The 16,231-nt window shown below is 57.0% G+C and carries 17 protein-coding genes; 9 read left to right on the top strand and 8 right to left on the bottom strand.

The features are described 5' to 3' along the window. Nucleotides 1-93 precede the first annotated feature (93 nt). Nucleotides 94-354: a hypothetical protein gene (locus B9A97_RS24360; protein WP_084368427.1), complete on the bottom strand. Its 261-nt coding sequence runs from the start codon at nt 352-354 to the stop codon at nt 94-96. A 1,605-nt stretch (nt 355-1,959) separates the two neighbouring features. Between B9A97_RS24360 and B9A97_RS24350 the strand changes: the two genes are divergently transcribed. From B9A97_RS24350 to B9A97_RS24335, 4 genes are read left to right on the top strand one after another with little or no spacing between them, the layout of a single operon-like run. Then, nucleotides 1,960-2,424, top strand: coding sequence for a hypothetical protein (locus tag B9A97_RS24350; protein ID WP_143530693.1), 465 nt, complete (start codon nt 1,960-1,962; stop codon nt 2,422-2,424). After that, complete coding sequence (locus B9A97_RS24345; protein WP_084368424.1) at nt 2,417-3,793, top strand: 7-cyano-7-deazaguanine synthase; 1,377 nt, start codon at nt 2,417-2,419, stop codon at nt 3,791-3,793. Before B9A97_RS24350 ends, B9A97_RS24345 begins: the two co-directional genes overlap by 8 nt. Next, nucleotides 3,790-4,965 carry a helix-turn-helix domain-containing protein gene (locus B9A97_RS24340; RefSeq protein WP_084368423.1) on the top strand — a complete coding sequence of 392 codons (1,176 nt, stop codon included), beginning with the start codon at nt 3,790-3,792 and terminating at the stop codon, nt 4,963-4,965. The genes B9A97_RS24345 and B9A97_RS24340 overlap by 4 nt, the downstream gene beginning before the upstream one ends. Beyond that, entirely contained in the window at nt 4,943-5,569 is a 627-nt protein-coding gene (locus B9A97_RS24335) for a hypothetical protein (protein WP_084368422.1), read from the top strand. The genes B9A97_RS24340 and B9A97_RS24335 overlap by 23 nt, the downstream gene beginning before the upstream one ends. Before the next feature lie 96 nt (nt 5,570-5,665). Here B9A97_RS24335 and B9A97_RS24330 read toward each other — a convergent pair whose 3' ends face one another. After that, nucleotides 5,666-7,156, bottom strand: coding sequence for a gamma-glutamylcyclotransferase family protein (locus tag B9A97_RS24330; protein ID WP_084368421.1), 1,491 nt, complete (start codon nt 7,154-7,156; stop codon nt 5,666-5,668). 578 nt (nt 7,157-7,734) lie between these two features. Between B9A97_RS24330 and B9A97_RS24325 the strand changes: the two genes are divergently transcribed. Continuing rightward, a complete protein-coding gene (locus B9A97_RS24325; protein WP_084368420.1) occupies nt 7,735-8,649 on the top strand; it encodes an ArdC family protein in 915 nt (304 codons plus the stop codon). 13 nt (nt 8,650-8,662) lie between these two features. Then, nucleotides 8,663-9,310: a hypothetical protein gene (locus tag B9A97_RS24320; RefSeq protein WP_084368419.1), complete on the top strand. Its 648-nt coding sequence runs from the start codon at nt 8,663-8,665 to the stop codon at nt 9,308-9,310. Here B9A97_RS24320 and B9A97_RS24315 read toward each other — a convergent pair. Beyond that, complete coding sequence (locus B9A97_RS24315; RefSeq protein WP_084368418.1) at nt 9,307-9,600, bottom strand: type II toxin-antitoxin system RelE/ParE family toxin; 294 nt, start codon at nt 9,598-9,600, stop codon at nt 9,307-9,309. The two genes, B9A97_RS24320 and B9A97_RS24315, sit on opposite strands and share 4 nt — an antisense overlap. A gap of 2 nt (nt 9,601-9,602) precedes the next feature. Continuing rightward, nucleotides 9,603-9,854 (bottom strand): type II toxin-antitoxin system ParD family antitoxin, encoded by a 252-nt coding sequence (locus B9A97_RS24310; protein ID WP_084368417.1) that lies wholly within the window; start codon nt 9,852-9,854, stop codon nt 9,603-9,605. A 202-nt stretch (nt 9,855-10,056) separates the two neighbouring features. On the opposite strand from B9A97_RS24310, the gene B9A97_RS24305 reads away from it, so the two are divergent. Next, complete coding sequence (locus B9A97_RS24305) at nt 10,057-10,341, top strand: type II toxin-antitoxin system TacA family antitoxin (RefSeq protein ID WP_084368416.1); 285 nt, start codon at nt 10,057-10,059, stop codon at nt 10,339-10,341. Beyond that, nucleotides 10,341-10,829 (top strand): GNAT family N-acetyltransferase, encoded by a 489-nt coding sequence (locus tag B9A97_RS24300; RefSeq protein ID WP_084368415.1) that lies wholly within the window; start codon nt 10,341-10,343, stop codon nt 10,827-10,829. The genes B9A97_RS24305 and B9A97_RS24300 overlap by 1 nt, the downstream gene beginning before the upstream one ends. 92 nt (nt 10,830-10,921) lie before the next feature. Here B9A97_RS24300 and B9A97_RS24295 read toward each other — a convergent pair whose 3' ends face one another. From B9A97_RS24295 to B9A97_RS24280, 4 genes are all read right to left on the bottom strand, one after another. Continuing rightward, entirely contained in the window at nt 10,922-13,081 is a 2,160-nt protein-coding gene (locus tag B9A97_RS24295) for a hypothetical protein (protein ID WP_084368414.1), read from the bottom strand. A 43-nt stretch (nt 13,082-13,124) separates the two neighbouring features. After that, complete coding sequence (locus tag B9A97_RS24290; RefSeq protein WP_084368413.1) at nt 13,125-13,478, bottom strand: 4-fold beta flower protein; 354 nt, start codon at nt 13,476-13,478, stop codon at nt 13,125-13,127. Between the two features lie 434 nt (nt 13,479-13,912). Continuing rightward, nucleotides 13,913-14,806 carry an ImmA/IrrE family metallo-endopeptidase gene (locus tag B9A97_RS24285; protein ID WP_084368412.1) on the bottom strand — a complete coding sequence of 298 codons (894 nt, stop codon included), beginning with the start codon at nt 14,804-14,806 and terminating at the stop codon, nt 13,913-13,915. After that, nucleotides 14,803-15,162: a helix-turn-helix domain-containing protein gene (locus tag B9A97_RS24280; RefSeq protein ID WP_084368411.1), complete on the bottom strand. Its 360-nt coding sequence runs from the start codon at nt 15,160-15,162 to the stop codon at nt 14,803-14,805. The genes B9A97_RS24285 and B9A97_RS24280 overlap by 4 nt, the downstream gene beginning before the upstream one ends. 102 nt (nt 15,163-15,264) lie before the next feature. Here B9A97_RS24280 and B9A97_RS24275 point away from each other — a divergent pair, with 102 nt between their 5' ends. Continuing rightward, nucleotides 15,265-16,230 (top strand): CBASS oligonucleotide cyclase, encoded by a 966-nt coding sequence (locus B9A97_RS24275; protein ID WP_084368410.1) that lies wholly within the window; start codon nt 15,265-15,267, stop codon nt 16,228-16,230. Nucleotide 16,231 lies beyond the last annotated feature (1 nt).

The raw sequence follows: 16,231 nt of genomic DNA, 5'->3' as shown, positions 1-16,231 counted from the left end.
GCCCATGGCCTGTCGTTTTCTGTTTCTGGCTTGAAACCCGACAGTAGATGACGGCGTACGGTGGTGCTTGTTTCTCCATGGATCGTATCTCGCTTAAAGTGTTTTGGTTTCTCCGCGGTTGGTCGCATTGAATGCGCCTGACATGCTTGGTTCCTTAAAGTCTATCAGAGTCGCGGTGTGGTCACCAATTTCTGGCGGACCACTCGCCGCCAAAGCGTAGCTGTCATGGTCGAAGGCCCGATCCACGAAACCCTCGACGAGGTTCCAGACGGCGACAAGGATTTCTGTCTTCTGATCTTCTGAAAGGTCAAATGCTTCGATGTGGCGGCGATACCTTTCGATGTCGGGAACCATGTTCGTGCCTCAATAGCGTCGCGGCCACGCCGAGGCGCGGTGACGGGAAAGAAGTTAAAGGGAGAAGAACTAGCCAAGTCAGAAGCGCAATCATGGGCGCGGCCAATAAACGTGACTTGGGTTTGGTGCAGGCGAATTACAAGAGCGGCTATCTAGCCAAGTCGCAATTCGCCCTATGCAGGATTATTATCCTATAAATTCTGTGAAAAAGCAACTGGAATACGATGGCGTGAAAATCACAGAACCCTAATATGAATGGCGTTGCGCGTTGGCCCCGACGCAATGTGCCACGGCGATAAAATCAATTTTCATCCGCCAAAGGGAATGAAGGGACGTGCGCCTCCGGCTTCCGCAAGATGTGTGCGGGCGTAATACGCCGCACCATCTTGGCAAGGGGAGCCCGCTGCGCGCTCCCCGTTGCATCCCCTCCGGCCGTGGCGCATGACCCGGTATCGAACCGTCATGCGCCATCCAATCGTATCGCCGATTGACCACTTGCACCGTCTGGTCGTTGCATCACCAATCAGGAAGTGTTCCTGCTCCCCGATACCTCATGACCAACCCTACGCGGTTTGGATGCTCGCCAGCGTCTTGTCGCTGGACCGCGCGCAAGGAGATTGTCGCTCTCCCTGCACCCATCGACAAAGGGCCTATCGCCCCCCCTTTGAACCAGCTCGTCAGGCCCGGAGATTTCCCTCTCCACCGACACCGGACCATGGACGAACCGATGTCCGTTCGATCGCCAGCCGAAAGTGCCTTTTAAGCCATCCCGACGCTTTGGCCCGCTGCGGGGACGAGGTCCGGCCTGACTCCAACCTGAGCCGTAGCCCCTGGGCTGTTCGGCCGCCGATTGTCTCGTACTCCAACTGAACGAAGCTTGCGATAATCCCAAGGACAAACCGCCCTTCCGGATTGGAGAAGTCCGCAAACGTACCTCGGCCGGTCAATACGCGAACTTGCACGCCGCGCTCCGTCAGGTTCTCGACAGCGGTCACCAGGTGAGTGGCCTTGCGGCTCAATCGGTCAAGCCGCCAAATGACGAACTGGTCCTGCGGCCGGACCTTCCGCATGGCCGCAGCCAACCCGCGCCGCATTGGGGAAGCACCGGTTGCCCTGTCGGCATAGATCGTGTCGCAATCCGCGTTTTTCAGGGCATGAAGCTGAACGGCAAGGTTTTGCTTCTTCGTCGATATACGGGCGTAACCAACGGTCAGTGCAATCTTTTGGCCCGCTGCGCGGCCCCAGATCCGCCGTAGACGCAGTACGAAGCACATACCCATCGAACCAACATCGGATGCTGCTTTGCAAAAATCCAGTCAGTGTACGATCGCAACCTCGCTCTGCTTGCTCCAGATTCGATCCGGAACTCGCGACCGTCTTCCCCTTCTGAATGCCAACCACGGAGATTTTCGCGTTCATCTAGAAAAGTTTACGCGGTCACAACCCACTGATTTGACAATGTCGGAAATTTATGAGAAATGTTTGACATTGAGGTGCGATATGAGTGATGGACCACACCGAAGCCTGCCTATGCGACCGGCATGGCGGGGACTTGCTGCGAGAGCTGACAATTCGAATCACAGCCGCGAAGAAATAGCGGATGCCTTGGCACGCGCGGTGCGGAGCGATTTCCGCAACGAGGTTTCGCCTAGCCACATTTCCGCACTTCGCCGAATTTTCGACCGCGACGGCAACTCGTTGGGAATGCCTGAGATCGCTTTGGCACAACTCCGTGACGCCGCGCCCTTGGCGTCGGGCTCCGTGTTTGGCCAAAAATTGCAGGAATGGGCGACCATCGCAGCAACCGAAGGCCGCTTAAGCCGCGACTCATTTCATGAGGCGGTGGGTAACGCCGCTATTGAAAGTACGCATGCAGGAATTCGCCAAACCTCTGAACACTATGTACGGAAGTCAACTGATCGCCGTGCCATGAAGGTCGAAAGGCGCATGAGAGATGCAGCTGCGCAGCTAGTCTCCTCGACCCTCGGTGCCAGCTTGCTTGCCCCCACTGGCGCAAGGCGGTCTCTTCGCCGCGCAGGGCTCAATGATGGTGTGCCGATCCATGCGTGAATCGATTCTTCTGGAACGGCCGACCTTTGCCCTTGATGTGGTCGCATCGAGTGAGAGACGGCGCAAGGATGTGCAGGCCTGTATTATCGGCCGAGACATCCGGTTTAAGACTGCTGCGCTAGAGTCCTTCGCTTCGCGGAACTGGAACAACGTTGTCTTCGACGCCTTGGTAGTGGCGGCGGCGGTCGAATTCTGCGATCGCGCTTTGGCAAGAAGGGCCGTCATATGGGGCCGGGAGTTCAACGTCCTTATTGCTGTCCACGATGCGGATCTATGGTCCAGCAGCAAGGTATATGAACCGCTCATCGCCGGCTTGGAGCTACTAACCGGCGATCGATGGAAAATTGAGTTTGTTACGCGGATTTCACCCGCAGAATCTCCACGGCAGATTGTCATGGAGTTTCCCAGGAATGCGGAAGCCGTGATCGCATATAGCGACGGCATGGATTCTCGTGCGGTAGCTGGTCTCGAAAGAGCAACGCGCGGTGACAAACTCGTGCTCGTAAGGCTCGGCGGAAGCGGCACTCGTCTTACGAAAGCGGAGAGGGCTGCACGTCCCTTTACGGCGGTGCCATACGAGGTTGAGCTAGGTCGCGACAACGGGGAAAATAGTGCACGATCGCGAGGCTTTAAGTTTGCCATGATCGCAGCGATTGGCGCCTTTCTGGTCAATGCGCCGGTTGTCATCGTGCCGGAGAGCGGTCAGGGGGCGCTTGGTCCGGCCCTGCTGCCAGTAGGTCAAGGATACCCCGACTATCGCAATCATCCTGCCTTCACCGCAAGAATGGAAGCGTTGAGCCGCGCTCTTCTCGGCCACGCTGTTCGATACGAGTTTCCTCGGATCTGGAACACTAAGGGCGAAACCTTAGCCGCTTTTGCGCGGCTTGGTTCCGACGATGTCAAGTGGATGGATACGCGATCGTGCTGGCAGCAGGCGCGGCATGTCTCCGTCGACGGGCATTTCCGGCAGTGCGGAATTTGTGCTGCATGCCTTCTGAGGCGCCTCAGCGTGCATGCGGCCGGTCTATCAGAGCCTGCTTCGACGTATGTTTGGGAGAATTTAGGTGCGGCGGTTTTTGAAGAAGGAGCCAATCCGAACTTCAAGAAAATTACGCGGGCACTTCGTCAGTATGCCATTGCTGGAGTTATGCATTTCGATCATATGGCGGGCCTGCGTAAATCACCCGAGTACACCCTCGTCAAGAGCAGGTTCGTGCACGGTTTGGCGCCGGGTCTCCGTGAGGAAGCCCCGGTGGTCGCAGGCAAGCTGGACCAGCTGTTGACGCGTCACGAAGAGGAGTGGTCCGCCTTTATAGATAGCATAGGAGCACAGTCGTTCTTGAACGCCTGGATTAGCAGTAGGCCATGAATATCAGCGATCAACTCAAGCCCGCAGAATTGGGAAAGCGGCTCCGTATTGCGCGCGAAACTGCAAAAGTAACGCAGGAAGAGGCGGCGAGCGCGGCCGGAATCGGCCGCACTACCCTTGTGGCTATCGAAAAGGGCCAACGCCCCGCCAAGATAGAGGAGATACAGGCCCTAAGCCTGCGCTACGGAACTTCCGTCAACTCGCTGCTCCGCAAGGGCGCGGTACACGTTGATTTGGTTCCGCGCTTTCGCAGGCTTGCTGAGACCGATCAGCCGGAGATCGAGGAGGCCGCAAGACTGCTTAACGACCTGGTGAAAGCCGAAGTGGAACTGGAAGACTTAGTCGGTGTATCAAGGCCTCGGCATTATCCCCCCGAGAAGTCGATTTCCGTGGGAGATGTCCGGGTGCAGGCTGAGCAGGATGCCCAAGACTTACGGCGGTGGCTCGGAATAGGGGACGGCCCCATACAGGACCTTCCCGCGCTGCTGGAACTACACATGGGCGTCAGGGTGTATGTGCGAAAGCTTCATCCCAAGGTCTCTGGCCTGTTTGCATTCGATGAACAGGTGGGAGCATGCATGCTCATCAATGCGATTCACCTTAGGGAAAGGCGGACGCTTACTGCGAGCCATGAACTTGGGCATTTGATTGCTACGAGAAGTATGGCGGAGGTTTATGAAGACGAGAAATATGAAAACTCTCGCGAGGAGCGCTATGCGATCGCGTTCGGGCCAGCTTTTCTTATGCCGGCCCGCGTGGTCATGGAAAAATACAAGGAAATCACGGCAGGCTCCTCGCACCTGACGAGGCGGCACATCATCTTGCTCGCACATTTTTTCGGTGTCTCGAAGCAGGCTCTGGTGGTGCGTCTTGAAGATCTTCGGATCGTCAAGAAGGGGACTTGGGATTGGTTTGCCAGCAACGGCGGCTTCACGCGGGAACAAACGCGCCAAGTGCTAGGGGATGGTGCGGCCCAAGCAGATAGCAACGCGGTTCAGGCAAGGTCGTCCCTCCGGCTGGAGACACTCGCAAGTGAAGCTGCGTTGAAGGATCTGGTATCGGAGGAGCAGTTGGTCCGCCTGCTGAAGCTGCCCCGCGTGGAAGTGCGGGCGCTTATCGAGGAGGCAGAGAGCAGTAAGGACGAGGTGGATGACCTTTTCAAGCTCTCTTAGTTCGAACGAAGGCGCACTTGTCCTTGACGCCAGCGTGCTTATTAATCTGATCGGCTCCGGATACTGCGAACGGATTCTCGCAGCACTGACTGTACCGATCAGGGTCAGTGACTATGCCGCGGCCGAAATTTTGGGCGGCGGGCATGAAGACGCTGTAGTTATGCGAGGCTTGCTCGACACCGGCATGGTACATAGAGACCCAATGTCGCCTGCGGCATCCATATTGTTTGAGGACCTCGTCTCCGGTGAAACGAACGAAACTTTAGGCGACGGCGAGGCCGCTACTATTGCCATCGCAAATGACACGGGCGCCATTGCCGTGATCGATGAAAAGCAGGGATGGAGAATTGCTAAGATACGGTCTTCTAGTTTACAACTCGCTACGACCGTGGACATATTGGCATTGCCGTCAGTTCACCAGTCTCTAGGAGATGGCGCACTCGCCCAAGCGATCAAATCGGCGCTTGTAAACGCGCGCATGCAAGTCCGGGATCATCAACTAGATTGGGTCGTCGGGTGTATCGGTGTCGAGGCCGCCTCAGCGTGTACAAGCCTTGCGCGCCTACTGCGTCATCGCGCGAACATGGCACGCCAGAGCGCGTAGGACCAAGATTTCAGCTCGTGCTTCCGGTTCACCATGGATCTCGCGCTGGTCCTCGCGGGCTTGGGGGCATTCAGCCTCACTCAATTACAGACAGCCTCACTGCCTAAGAACTTCCAGTATAGCCCGCTGCTTGTTCCCCCGCGCCTCATTGGGATCTGCTACCGCTTCAACGGACTCTATATATTTACCGACATAGTCAGCGGGCAGATTGTGTTCCTTGGCACCCGCAACGACAAAGTCTTTGTACCAGTCATAAGGCTTGAGAGTGTCGTCGATGTAGTCAGTGGTCGCCAGATAGGTGAGGACCTTCCGCCTGTCCCCTTTTTCATTGATAACCGTCACCGTTGCATGCACATATCCGCTGCCTACGCCTTCTGCCTTGTCGAGCTTGTTACGCTCGGCAGGATCAAAACTGAATAGGACCCCGAGCACGCTATCCTCATAGCCGCTCTTAAACGCATTGCACTTTCCTGAACCATCAATGCTGCGCTTGTGAAAACGAAGGGTGTGGCCTGGCAGGGTCGCAATGCCGATCGGCTCACAGCGTGGCATGCGCTCGCGCAGCCGGGCTGTCGACATGTTCGACCCGTAAGCGAAATAGACTGTGTGCTCCGGAGGACCAGCCTCTGGTTCCTTCAGTGGCTTGATCACGGGTTCTCCCGGCTTTACGATCGTGCGAAGCGGGACAGTCATTATGCTGCACTCATCGCTGCTTTCCCCCTCACGCACGATGATGGGCTGTCCATTCTCAAGGTCGAGAATTGGAACAGGCCGGCCGGTCCAACCACAATCGGTACAACGTGGCCGCTCCCAGAGTATGCTAGGCAGCTCTGTGTTTTCGCCTTGGTCGGGTTCGAGATGCGGCGATCCGCACGTCGGGCATTCCGGGGGCACTCCGCGCAATTCACGGACAATAAGTGATGTCGCCATGCCGATGGCGTGCTGGATCAACGAGTGCGCCATCTCGGCGTCGAGCCAGCTGGCGGACTTTGAATGCGTCAGCCAGTTCGAGAATGTCCATGCGGAATCTAGTGAATTCTTGATGGCACCACGGCGCTCTTTGTTGCTGTCGCCTGGTAGAAGACTGTTGCAGATAATTTCCGCCCACGCGCGAAAGTTCGCACGCTGCGGCGGTTCATCCGTCCACATCGCGGCATCCTGAGCGACGCCGATCAGTTCCAGCAGTGTCTCGCGGCAGCGAACGCCGACAGCCTGATAGTCCGACAGGTTCTGCGCCTGTGCCAAGGCAGTGCCAGCTTCCTCGATTTTCTCGAATACGGAGCCGAACGGAAGAATGTTGAGATCACCTTCCTGTTGTTTCTCCGTGCGCGGTATGCGCAGCATAAGGCCGAGATGGAAGGTCAGAGCAAGATCCATATTCGGGAACTGCTCTTGCGAGTACAGGTTTGTGCCGCCCGTTATCACCCACCACCGATCCTTGTTGGTGTGGATATCCCACACGTCGTGGCGAGTGTTCATGACGGCTTCCGAGTACACCTTCTGCATGAAGGTTACCTGAAGGTCAGGCGCCTGCCATTCGAAATATTCCCTGACTTCCTCAGTCTCCTCTTTGGTGGCTTTTAACATGATCGACTCCCGCAACGGCCCGTCTCGCTGCGTGCAAAGGATTGAAGACCTCAACATTAAGCTGATATTTTGGATTTACACAATCCGGCTCGTCAGCCGATAATGTCACGTCGGCGGCCGCGATCTCCCCTAAATCGGGGCAAGTTCATTGACGGCTGCCCCGGTATTCCGACCGGCCTCTATGGCTATGCCACCGAATCCGTGAAGGCGGTTTCGGCCCATCCGGGTCACGATCCCTGGCAGACCCTAGCGGTGGCGTCTGATACTCAGCCGCCAACTTCTTTTGGCGCCCGGTTCCCGCGCGCAGGAACCCTTTTATCCAGCTTACACCGACGATCGGGGCTTGCCCAATAGCCTCAGTTCCTCCGGCCCGCTCCATTCGGGCTGAAGCCCTCCCGTGTTGTCGGAACTCCCCGCCCTCGGGCGGTGAGGCTTTGGAGCCCCGCTCTTACGGTCGATCGTCCAACCCGCTGACGCGGGTTTTTAGTTGGACGCTCGGCGCTGGCCAAGGGTTCAGGCGCGGCTTTTAGAAAGAAAAAGAGCTTCGCCCTTCAACCCTTTTGAAAGCGAGCTTTCCCATGAAAAACGAAAACAGAGCAGATGTCTACGAGCGTGTCACCAGCCGGATCATTGCCGATCTGGAGCAGGGCGTCCGGCCTTGGATGAAACCATGGAGCGGCGAAAATGCAGCCGGGCGGATCACGCGGCCGCTGCGCAGCAATGGCGTTCCCTATCGCGGGATCAACATCGTCATGTTGTGGGCCGAGGCCATCGAGAAGGGCTATTCCGCCCCTATCTGGATGACTTTCAAGCAGGCGCAGGAGCTTGGCGCGAATGTCCGCAAGGGCGAACGCGGCAGCCTTGTCGTCTATGCCAGCACGTTGCACAAATCCGAGACCGACGAGGCCAACGGCGAGGAGATCGAACGCAACATTCCTTTTATGAAGGGGTATACCGTGTTCAACGTCGAGCAGATCGATGGACTCCCGGCGCAGTACAATCAGCCCGCGCCCCCGGCGCTCGATCCCGTTCAAAGGATTACGGAAGCGGATCGTTTCTTCGCGGCAACCGGTGCGAACATCCGGCACGGCGGCCCCAGGGCTTTCTATAGCCCAGGCGAAGACCGTATCCAGATGCCGCCCTTTGAGACTTTCAAGGATGCGGAAAGCTACTACGCCACTTTGGCCCATGAAAGCGTCCACTGGACGAAGCATAAAGACAGGCTCGACCGAGACCTTGGCCGCAAGCGTTGGGGCGATGAAGGCTATGCCGCCGAGGAGCTTGTTGCCGAGCTTGGCGCGGCCTTCCTATGCGCTGATATTTCCATCACCCCCGAAGTGATGGAGGACCATGCCGCCTATATCGATAGCTGGCTCAAGGTTCTGAAGGGCGACAAGCGGGCCATCTTCTCCGCCGCCGCTCATGCACAGCGCGCTGCGGATTTTCTCCACGGCCTGTCTGCCGTCGCCTCGACCAAATCCGAAGCAGCGTAGAGAGGCGGGAGCAATGAAGCGCAGATCCTCTTATGCCGATCCGGCTCAACTCGGCTTCGATAGTTTCCTTGCCGATGCCGAGACCATCAACAAAGCCGCTGCGTTCGAAAGAACGCACGGCCATTTACCTGCGACGATGGACAAAGCACTGCCCTACTATCGCGGCCTGATCGAGCGGCATCACACCTCAATGCTGGCCGGTGACCTTGAAGCGGCGTTGGCGCTTCGGGAAGAAGCCAATGAACTGGCCTTGCGCCTCAACAACGGTGAGCCGGGCATTCTGGCAGGGCCGGACGCTCCGGGCTGCATGCTGGCGCGGTTGAGCGCGGCAGAGACAGGGACCGTTCCCCTCTGGGGGCAGGTCGGCAGCTTCATAATCAAAGTGCGGCTTATGCGCGTCCGCATCGACATGGACGGCATGTTCGGGATAGGCGGGAGGTTCATGACATGGATGAATTTCAGCGCCAATGCGGTGGACCATGACAAGCCCTTTCTGTCCGAAACCGGCTATCGCAGCTTCTTGGGGCTCAATGCAGTGATCGTACCGGATCTCACCCCGGAGACCTTTGCAACCAAGGTCATTGAGACCCATATCGCCAAGGAACTGAAAGGTCGGCTTCGGGCCATCGAACCGCGATATAGGCAGGGAAAGGAGATTTAGGAGGCCTCGTTCGACCAGTCCTCATGGCTGTGCCGTACGCGGACGATGAGCACGTCCCCGCTCGCTTCAATCGTGTAGACAACCAGATGGGCTTTGAACGGATGGACACGAACCGGCGGCGAAATCTCTTGCCGCTCTCGTGCCATGCGCGGATTTTCAGCAATCAGATCGAAGACCGCGAACAGCTCGTCGTGATACTTTCGGGCCTGATCTGGCCCGAACAGGCGCATGCCGTCTTCGGCAATACCGATAATGTCTTCTTCCGCTTCTTCGGTGAGGCGAAAGACCATTGTTAGCTACTGCGAGAGGCGTCAACCCGAGCCCGTGCCGCTGCGAAAAGCTCGTCTTTTGATCGCGAGCCGATGCCGCTTTTCAAGCCGTCATCGACAAAACGCTGCATGGCGGCGATCTTGTCGTTCCGCTCCTGATCCTTGCGGATCAAGTCGCGGACGTAATCGCTCGCATTGGCATAGCGTCCCGTCTTGGTCTGGGCTTCCACCCAGTCTTTCATGGGGTCGGGCAAAGATACGTTCATGGTGGCCATGTCACTCTCCATACCTCCAGTATGTGGTGTTTTGGCAAAGTTTGTCAAAACAATATGAGTGCCGATTGGGCGCAGAGGCTACTTGGGCCAAAAGTCATGGGATCGATCGCGGTAGCAAGCGGCACCATCGAACGCATAGCACCAGAAATAGATACACATTGTGTATCCGGTCATGGTATGATTGTAAGAAAAGGAACATACTATGGCCCCGAAATCCGGCTCCCAATCCCAAGTCCGCCCTGTCAATCTGAAGGTGCGTGAGGACGTGCGCGTGCTTATCGACCGTGCCGCCAAGGCACGCGGCAAAACCCGCTCAGACTTTATGATCGATGCCGCCCGCATAGCAGCCGAGGACGCGCTTCTCGACCAAACCCTCGTGCAGGTCGATTCCGAGAGCTACGAGCATTATCTTGCCGTCCTCGACCAGCCGCCGAGCGGTGCGGGCTTTGAGCGACTGATGAACGCTTCCAAGCCTTGGCAGTCGTAATGCTGCTCGCGCCTACGCTTCTCGATGAAGCGCATCATCTTACCCTATTTGAAAGCGGTCACGACAGCCTTGATGAATGGTTGCGCCGCCGGGCGCGCGCCAATCAGGTCAGCGGAGCCTCGCGCACATATGTCGTTTGCGATGAGGCACGGGTGATTGGCTATTATTGCCTTTCCTCTGGAGCACTCGCTGCATCAGACGCGCCCGGAGGCGTTCGGCGCAATATGCCGGACCCGATCCCCATGGCAGTCCTCGGGCGTCTGGCGATTGACCGTAACTGGCAGGGCCAGGGTATTGGCGCTGCGCTTTTGCAAGATGCCGTCCTTCGCACCGGTCAGGCGGCCCACATCATGGGAATTCGTGGGCTTCTCGTTCATGCGATTTCGGACGAGGCTAAGGCCTTTTATGAGCGCTACGGATTTACCGCTTCGCCGGCAAATCCGATGACGCTCGTTCTTTCGCTGAAGGCGAATTCTGGCCAAGGGTAGCACTGATGGAGCCTGGCCCATGCCCGTAGCAGTGGTTAACCGCCGACTGGCATCCGGACACCCCACGCGCAAAACCGGCTCATTCGGCGCGCCTATTCGAAAGCTTTGTGAAACCGCTCGAACATAGCTGGCTCCGAGAGAATGATGGTTTCCGGATTGCCCAGATGGGTGTAACGTATCACGTCCGATGCGGCGAGAATATCGTCGTAAAGGACCTGCCATCGGACAGCGTTGAAGCCTCCAGCCTCTTGGCACCGTAATGCCAGCCTGTGCAGCCAGTCTTTGCGATGTGGATTGAGATCCATATTGGCGGATAGCTGTAGTTCTGCAGCTTGCATCTCCGTGACAAGGCCACGATCTTTCAGGCCGCCGCAAATGTCACTGGCTAGCTGCATCCTGAGTGCACCACTAACGATATTGGTCCATGGCACCGACCGGCCCGTACTGTTCATAATCCCGCCATACTCCACTGCACGGAGCAATAGCCTTCGCACGAAGGACGCCGCATCCTCCCCTCGAATGGGGAGCACGGTGCCCAGCACGGCCGATGCGCCGCAGCTCAAGAAGCCGTTGGCCACGGAAGCATGGTTGCGGTCGTGAGGATGGGTGTCGCACGCGCTCAGGACGACAATCGGAGGCATGCGGATCTGGTCACGAAGTGACCAGATATCGATCGCCTCACCCCCGATGATAAGCCCTCCAGCCACATTGTCATTGATGTGCTGCCCATGGCTATCAACGATCAGCATTGGACCCTCATAGGCATTCACCGCCGCGATGAACTCCTTGACCGTACGGGGCGTGCGTCGAGTACCGCGGATGGGCCGCCCTTTACTATCCTCAAGTTTGTCGATGGCCTGTGCGATGAGCTCCGCGAGATGGTCTTTTTCATCGAACATCGACAGAAGCAGGAAGTTACGGAAGCTCTCGGGCCTGACCTGTATCGGCGGGCGGGGACGCAACTGCTCCATAAGGATGTTGCCCGGCGTCACGGGTATGCGCGACACGTCAGTGTAAAGCCCCAGAGGAAGCCCATCTATGGGCAACCATTCCAGCGCCGCGTCCGCAATGATTTTGATGCCGGACTTCGATCCCTGCATAAGCGCGAGATGCTCGGCAGGTACCGCGTCTTTTAGTGCATTCTGCACTGTTCTGAACACTCTCGCCGTTTTGCTGTCGGGAGGATTGTCATAGGATCGCAGATGCGCCGACAGTTGTGCCACCACGCCATCTGTTCTATTCACCGCCGGCGGCAGCCGTATCGTTGCGGCCAGTGTGGATGCGGATCGCAATGCGACCGCCAAAGATTGTAGCCTGAGCTCTGCCCCTCTCTCACTCATGATCGGACCGATACGGTCCACATCTTCTTCCTCGGCATTGAGACTGAGGGTGAAGCCGCGTTGGCGGTCCATGGCCCGAAGAACTTTTTTCACTATCTCTGACGGCGCATTATGTTGAGCCCGCTCCTCGATCCTCCGGTAAGAAGCCGGAGCGACCAGCACGATATCGGGCTGGCGTGGATGAACGAGAAATGCAGCGCGATCGGCAATGGCATCATGAAGCTTCAACACGGCTTGCGTCGATTCCGTGATGCCGCGGACATAGCTTTCGTGCTCTGACACATTAAGATGGCCTTTGGAATTCTCCGGTGCTTCCTCCCCGATGCTTCGCAATGTCAGTTCGTTGGCAACGGTGACATTATGCCCGTGAAAGAACAGGCTCGAAGGTCGCGCGTCCAGCGGCTTCCAGTTGTCGAGGGCTTTAACGCTATCCCCGATATCGAGCTTGCGCTGCAAGGTCTTGGCTTGACGGAGTGCCATCCGGCAATACAGGCGGAGCCGTTCCAGTGTCAGCTCGTCAGGTGCCAGCGCACCCACACCTGCAATGGTGCTGACATGAAGTGGTTTCAATGTCAGCGTTTTGCGCCATTTGGTAACTGAATGCGCGACACCCGCATCTGCGGTGAACAGCACCATGAAGGGAACAACAGGCAAGGGCTTTCGCTTTTCGATCAGCGTATCGAGATTGACCGGACTCCATATCCAATGCCCCATGCCACCACGCCGTCGCGCCATCTGGTCTTCCGGCGGTATCGTAAGTTGCTCTATATCAGTGGGCAAAAATGCAGGGAGCGCTAGCAGCGGAGCCAAGGGAATCAACCCTGGTGCAAACCCCTGAAACGGCGTCACCTCGTTCAGTTCCCACGATTTAAGCGCGTAAATATACAAAATTTCAGAGTGTGGTGTGACCATCGGGGCATCGTGGGGTAAGGAACGTGATAAGACCGATGCGGTCTTACTGCTGGAAATATAGAGCACTCGAATACTGGGACCATGATAGGCTTTTGACAGGCCTGACATGCGCCACCTGTCGCACGGATTTGATGGGGCGCACCGAGCGGACTGATTTTACGGGCAAGACGCTAAGGACAGGCTTGGTTGGTCCGCCGCTCGCGTCCGACGAAAACAATGCAGGCTTGTTTTTACGGTCGTAGAGCCAGCCATCGCTAAACCAGCCCAACAGTTTTCCGTTGAAGGCATAGACGCGATCGTCGCTGAAATAGCCAACGGGCTTTCCCGTCCAGCCATACAAATGCTCTCCGTCTGGCGTGTAGCAAGTTGCCTTGCCGCCTTTGTCAAAAAAATCCATGACGCCTCCATCCTCCACCATCTTCAACGTAAAGTTTCGGAATGCAAGGCGACGGGTACATGTATGGGCGAATCCATAGCTGGTCATCCATGATGCACCGAGCACAGAGCGGTCATTCTACCCTAGAGATGGAACAAGGTAAGCTTAAATCGCGCGAACGCGCCTCCATTCCAGACATGGAGGGCACTGAAGTGCGTGCCTCGAAGCTGATACTGCTGGCGGAGTGGATTGCAATGCAAACCATTGGTCGACATGCTGCCGTATGTCGAAAAATTGCGTGTGGAATATTCAAGCGGCAATTAAAGACACGTCGTATATCTGCGGACCCGCATTGGAAAGTGATACCTTTGCTACCAAGTGAACGCGGTCGCAAGCGAACTCAACGCATAAGTCATGGGTACTCGTTGCGTGTAAAGTTTAAGGCTTCTGGTTCGCTACCGACGGAACCGCGGTGTCCAGCTCTCGATTAGTTTGTCTTCCTCGCCATCTTCATCAAGCTCGTCATCCCGCCCGACCGTGGGAGATACGAGAATGGTAAGGACCTTTCCATACCCCCCAAGCCCCACCGACTCCTCTGAAACAGCTGTTTTGGTAAAACCGCCAAGCCAATCCCGAATATCTACCTCGTCGGCGATCCGGTCGCCACTTCTCACGCGCACAGTGTCCGAAGCCAATCGGGCTGTAGCGGTTCCCGTAGGTAGGGGCGTGCCCTTGCGCAAATAGTCTAGCTTCGGAAGCGACCTCATCGCCTCTGACATGAAGCAGTAGTCGATAATCCCGCCGGTGCTCATGATAACGGCAACGGCGGCATCGGTCAGTTCTGCAAAGCGAATGGCCGTGGCCGTGCGGGATGTCACGCATAGGTTGGCAACGGCCTCGATTGCCTCAAGGCCAGGATCGTAGGCGTCGATAGCTTTTCGAAACGGAGCCGAAGGCATAAGAAGCCCTGCTGCAAAATGGTCGGCTTCCAGCTCGTAAGGATCGGCCGTCACGAACCCCGCCCGTGACAGATGAACCCCGCCCTGCAAGACCTGGTCAATATGTCCCGGAAGAAAATAGTGCCCCAGTTCGTGGCTCACACTGAACCGCTGGAAGCCCATGCTGGGAATATGGGTCGCATAGATGATTCCGAAATTGTTGCCGTGACGAAGCAGCATACCCGACACCCCATCCGTCTTCTCCGGCTTGCCTTCGACAACGATGTCGCGGCTCTCCGCAATCGCAAACGGATCGACGGGGAGCGATGTTATGCCTTCCTCCTGAAGAAAGGCTTCCGCCGTCTGCTTGGCAATCTTCAGACTGAAAATGCGCTTCGCGGGCGTGTTCATTCGTGCTGATCTTTCTTGTTGCTGTTGCGCTTGGCCAGCATCTCAAGAAAATCCTTGGCGATCTCCCTGTCATTGCCGGTCAGCTTCCCGATATCTCGAAAGAGAGGATCACCGGCTTGTGCGAGCTCTGGGCTATCGACCCGGCCCAGCAGGTAATCGGTCGTAATCTCCAGTCCGATCGCGATCCGGCGCAGTGATTCGAACGAAGGCTTGCGTGTTCCGGTCTCAAAATGGGCGATCGAACTCGCCGGCATATTTGTGCGCGTGCCCAGGTCTTCTTGACTGTAACCCCTTAATTCGCGCGCCTTTTTCAGCCGTTCCTGAAAAATCTGAGAAGGGTCCCGTTGATCAGTCATGTCTACTCCGTCATGTAAAACTTGACGAGTTTTTCGTCTCGTCCTATATACTAGACATGTATCTCATGTCGAACCCGTCAAGCGCAAGGAAAACGTGACCCTATGAGCCGCCTCCATGTCGATCACGCCGACCTTGTCGGATTCGCCGAAGACAAGGTCAACTTGCCGAGGGACAAGGCGCAGGAATACCGTGCACAGGCGCGGCGGCTGCGCGAAAAGCTGGAGGGCTACCTCGCCGAGCATCCGGATTTCACGCTCAAGAAAATGATGCTCTCCGGCAGCCTTGCCAAGGGTACAGCACTTCGTTCGCTCAATGACATCGATGTGGCCTGTTACATCAGCGGCGCATCCGCGCCGAGCGATGTCGCGGCGCTCCTGGAGTATCTGGCCGAGCGCCTGCGGAAAGCCTTCCCGAATTTCAGCCCTGATCAGGTCCAGCCGCAGACATACAGTGTCACGGTCTCGTTCAGGGGCTCCGGCCTTGATGTCGATGTCGTGCCCATTCTCTATGACGGCGATCCACAGTGGTATGGCAATCTTGTCAGTCAGGAAGACGGGTCGTTTCTCAAGACCAGCATTCCGCTGCATCTGGAGTTTGCCGGGAAGCGCAAGACGGCGCAGCCGACACACTTCGCGCAGGTCGTCCGTCTCGCCAAATACTGGACGCGCATCATGAAGCGAGAGCGTGACGGTTTCCGCTTCAAATCCTTCATGGTTGAGATGGTGTTGGCGCATTTGGCAGATGGCGGTGCAGATTTCTCCGACTATCCGGAGGCATTGCAGCATTTCTTTACCTACATAGCGCGGAGCGATTTCCGCGAGCGCATCGTGTTCTCCGACTATTACGCGTCGCGTACCGTCGGCAACTTCACCGAGCCGGTCCAGATCATCGATCCGGTTAACGTAAGGAACAATGTCAGTCGGCTCTACACGGCGCAGCAGGCCGACATGATTGTCGCGGCTGCGCTCGACGCAGGCGATGCACTCGATGCAGCGCTCGCTGCGCCGACGAAGCAAGAGACGGTCTACTACTGGCAGAAGATTTTCGGTTCGAGTTTTCAGGTTTGAG

Origin of the sequence: Rhizobium sp. RU36D (assembly GCF_900176345.1) — a bacterium.
Taxonomy (GTDB): domain Bacteria; phylum Pseudomonadota; class Alphaproteobacteria; order Rhizobiales; family Rhizobiaceae; genus Allorhizobium.
The sequence above is the reverse complement of the archived record's forward strand: the minus strand, read 5'-3'. Positions and strand labels throughout refer to the sequence as shown.

What these genes read in the sequence shown, in the direction of transcription:
- B9A97_RS24360 (WP_084368427.1), bottom strand. Translation starts at nt 354, where the DNA reads ATGGTTCCCGACATCGAAAGGTATCGCCGCCACATCGAAGCATTTGAC.
- B9A97_RS24345 (WP_084368424.1), top strand. Translation starts at nt 2,417, where the DNA reads ATGCGTGAATCGATTCTTCTGGAACGGCCGACCTTTGCCCTTGATGTG.
- B9A97_RS24340 (WP_084368423.1), top strand. Translation starts at nt 3,790, where the DNA reads ATGAATATCAGCGATCAACTCAAGCCCGCAGAATTGGGAAAGCGGCTC.
- B9A97_RS24335 (WP_084368422.1), top strand. Translation starts at nt 4,943, where the DNA reads ATGACCTTTTCAAGCTCTCTTAGTTCGAACGAAGGCGCACTTGTCCTT.
- B9A97_RS24330 (WP_084368421.1), bottom strand. Translation starts at nt 7,156, where the DNA reads ATGTTAAAAGCCACCAAAGAGGAGACTGAGGAAGTCAGGGAATATTTC.
- B9A97_RS24325 (WP_084368420.1), top strand. Translation starts at nt 7,735, where the DNA reads ATGAAAAACGAAAACAGAGCAGATGTCTACGAGCGTGTCACCAGCCGG.
- B9A97_RS24320 (WP_084368419.1), top strand. Translation starts at nt 8,663, where the DNA reads ATGAAGCGCAGATCCTCTTATGCCGATCCGGCTCAACTCGGCTTCGAT.
- B9A97_RS24315 (WP_084368418.1), bottom strand. Translation starts at nt 9,600, where the DNA reads ATGGTCTTTCGCCTCACCGAAGAAGCGGAAGAAGACATTATCGGTATT.
- B9A97_RS24310 (WP_084368417.1), bottom strand. Translation starts at nt 9,854, where the DNA reads ATGGCCACCATGAACGTATCTTTGCCCGACCCCATGAAAGACTGGGTG.
- B9A97_RS24305 (WP_084368416.1), top strand. Translation starts at nt 10,057, where the DNA reads ATGGCCCCGAAATCCGGCTCCCAATCCCAAGTCCGCCCTGTCAATCTG.
- B9A97_RS24300 (WP_084368415.1), top strand. Translation starts at nt 10,341, where the DNA reads ATGCTGCTCGCGCCTACGCTTCTCGATGAAGCGCATCATCTTACCCTA.
- B9A97_RS24295 (WP_084368414.1), bottom strand. Translation starts at nt 13,081, where the DNA reads ATGGTCACACCACACTCTGAAATTTTGTATATTTACGCGCTTAAATCG.
- B9A97_RS24290 (WP_084368413.1), bottom strand. Translation starts at nt 13,478, where the DNA reads ATGGATTTTTTTGACAAAGGCGGCAAGGCAACTTGCTACACGCCAGAC.
- B9A97_RS24285 (WP_084368412.1), bottom strand. Translation starts at nt 14,806, where the DNA reads ATGAACACGCCCGCGAAGCGCATTTTCAGTCTGAAGATTGCCAAGCAG.
- B9A97_RS24280 (WP_084368411.1), bottom strand. Translation starts at nt 15,162, where the DNA reads ATGACTGATCAACGGGACCCTTCTCAGATTTTTCAGGAACGGCTGAAA.
- B9A97_RS24275 (WP_084368410.1), top strand. Translation starts at nt 15,265, where the DNA reads ATGAGCCGCCTCCATGTCGATCACGCCGACCTTGTCGGATTCGCCGAA.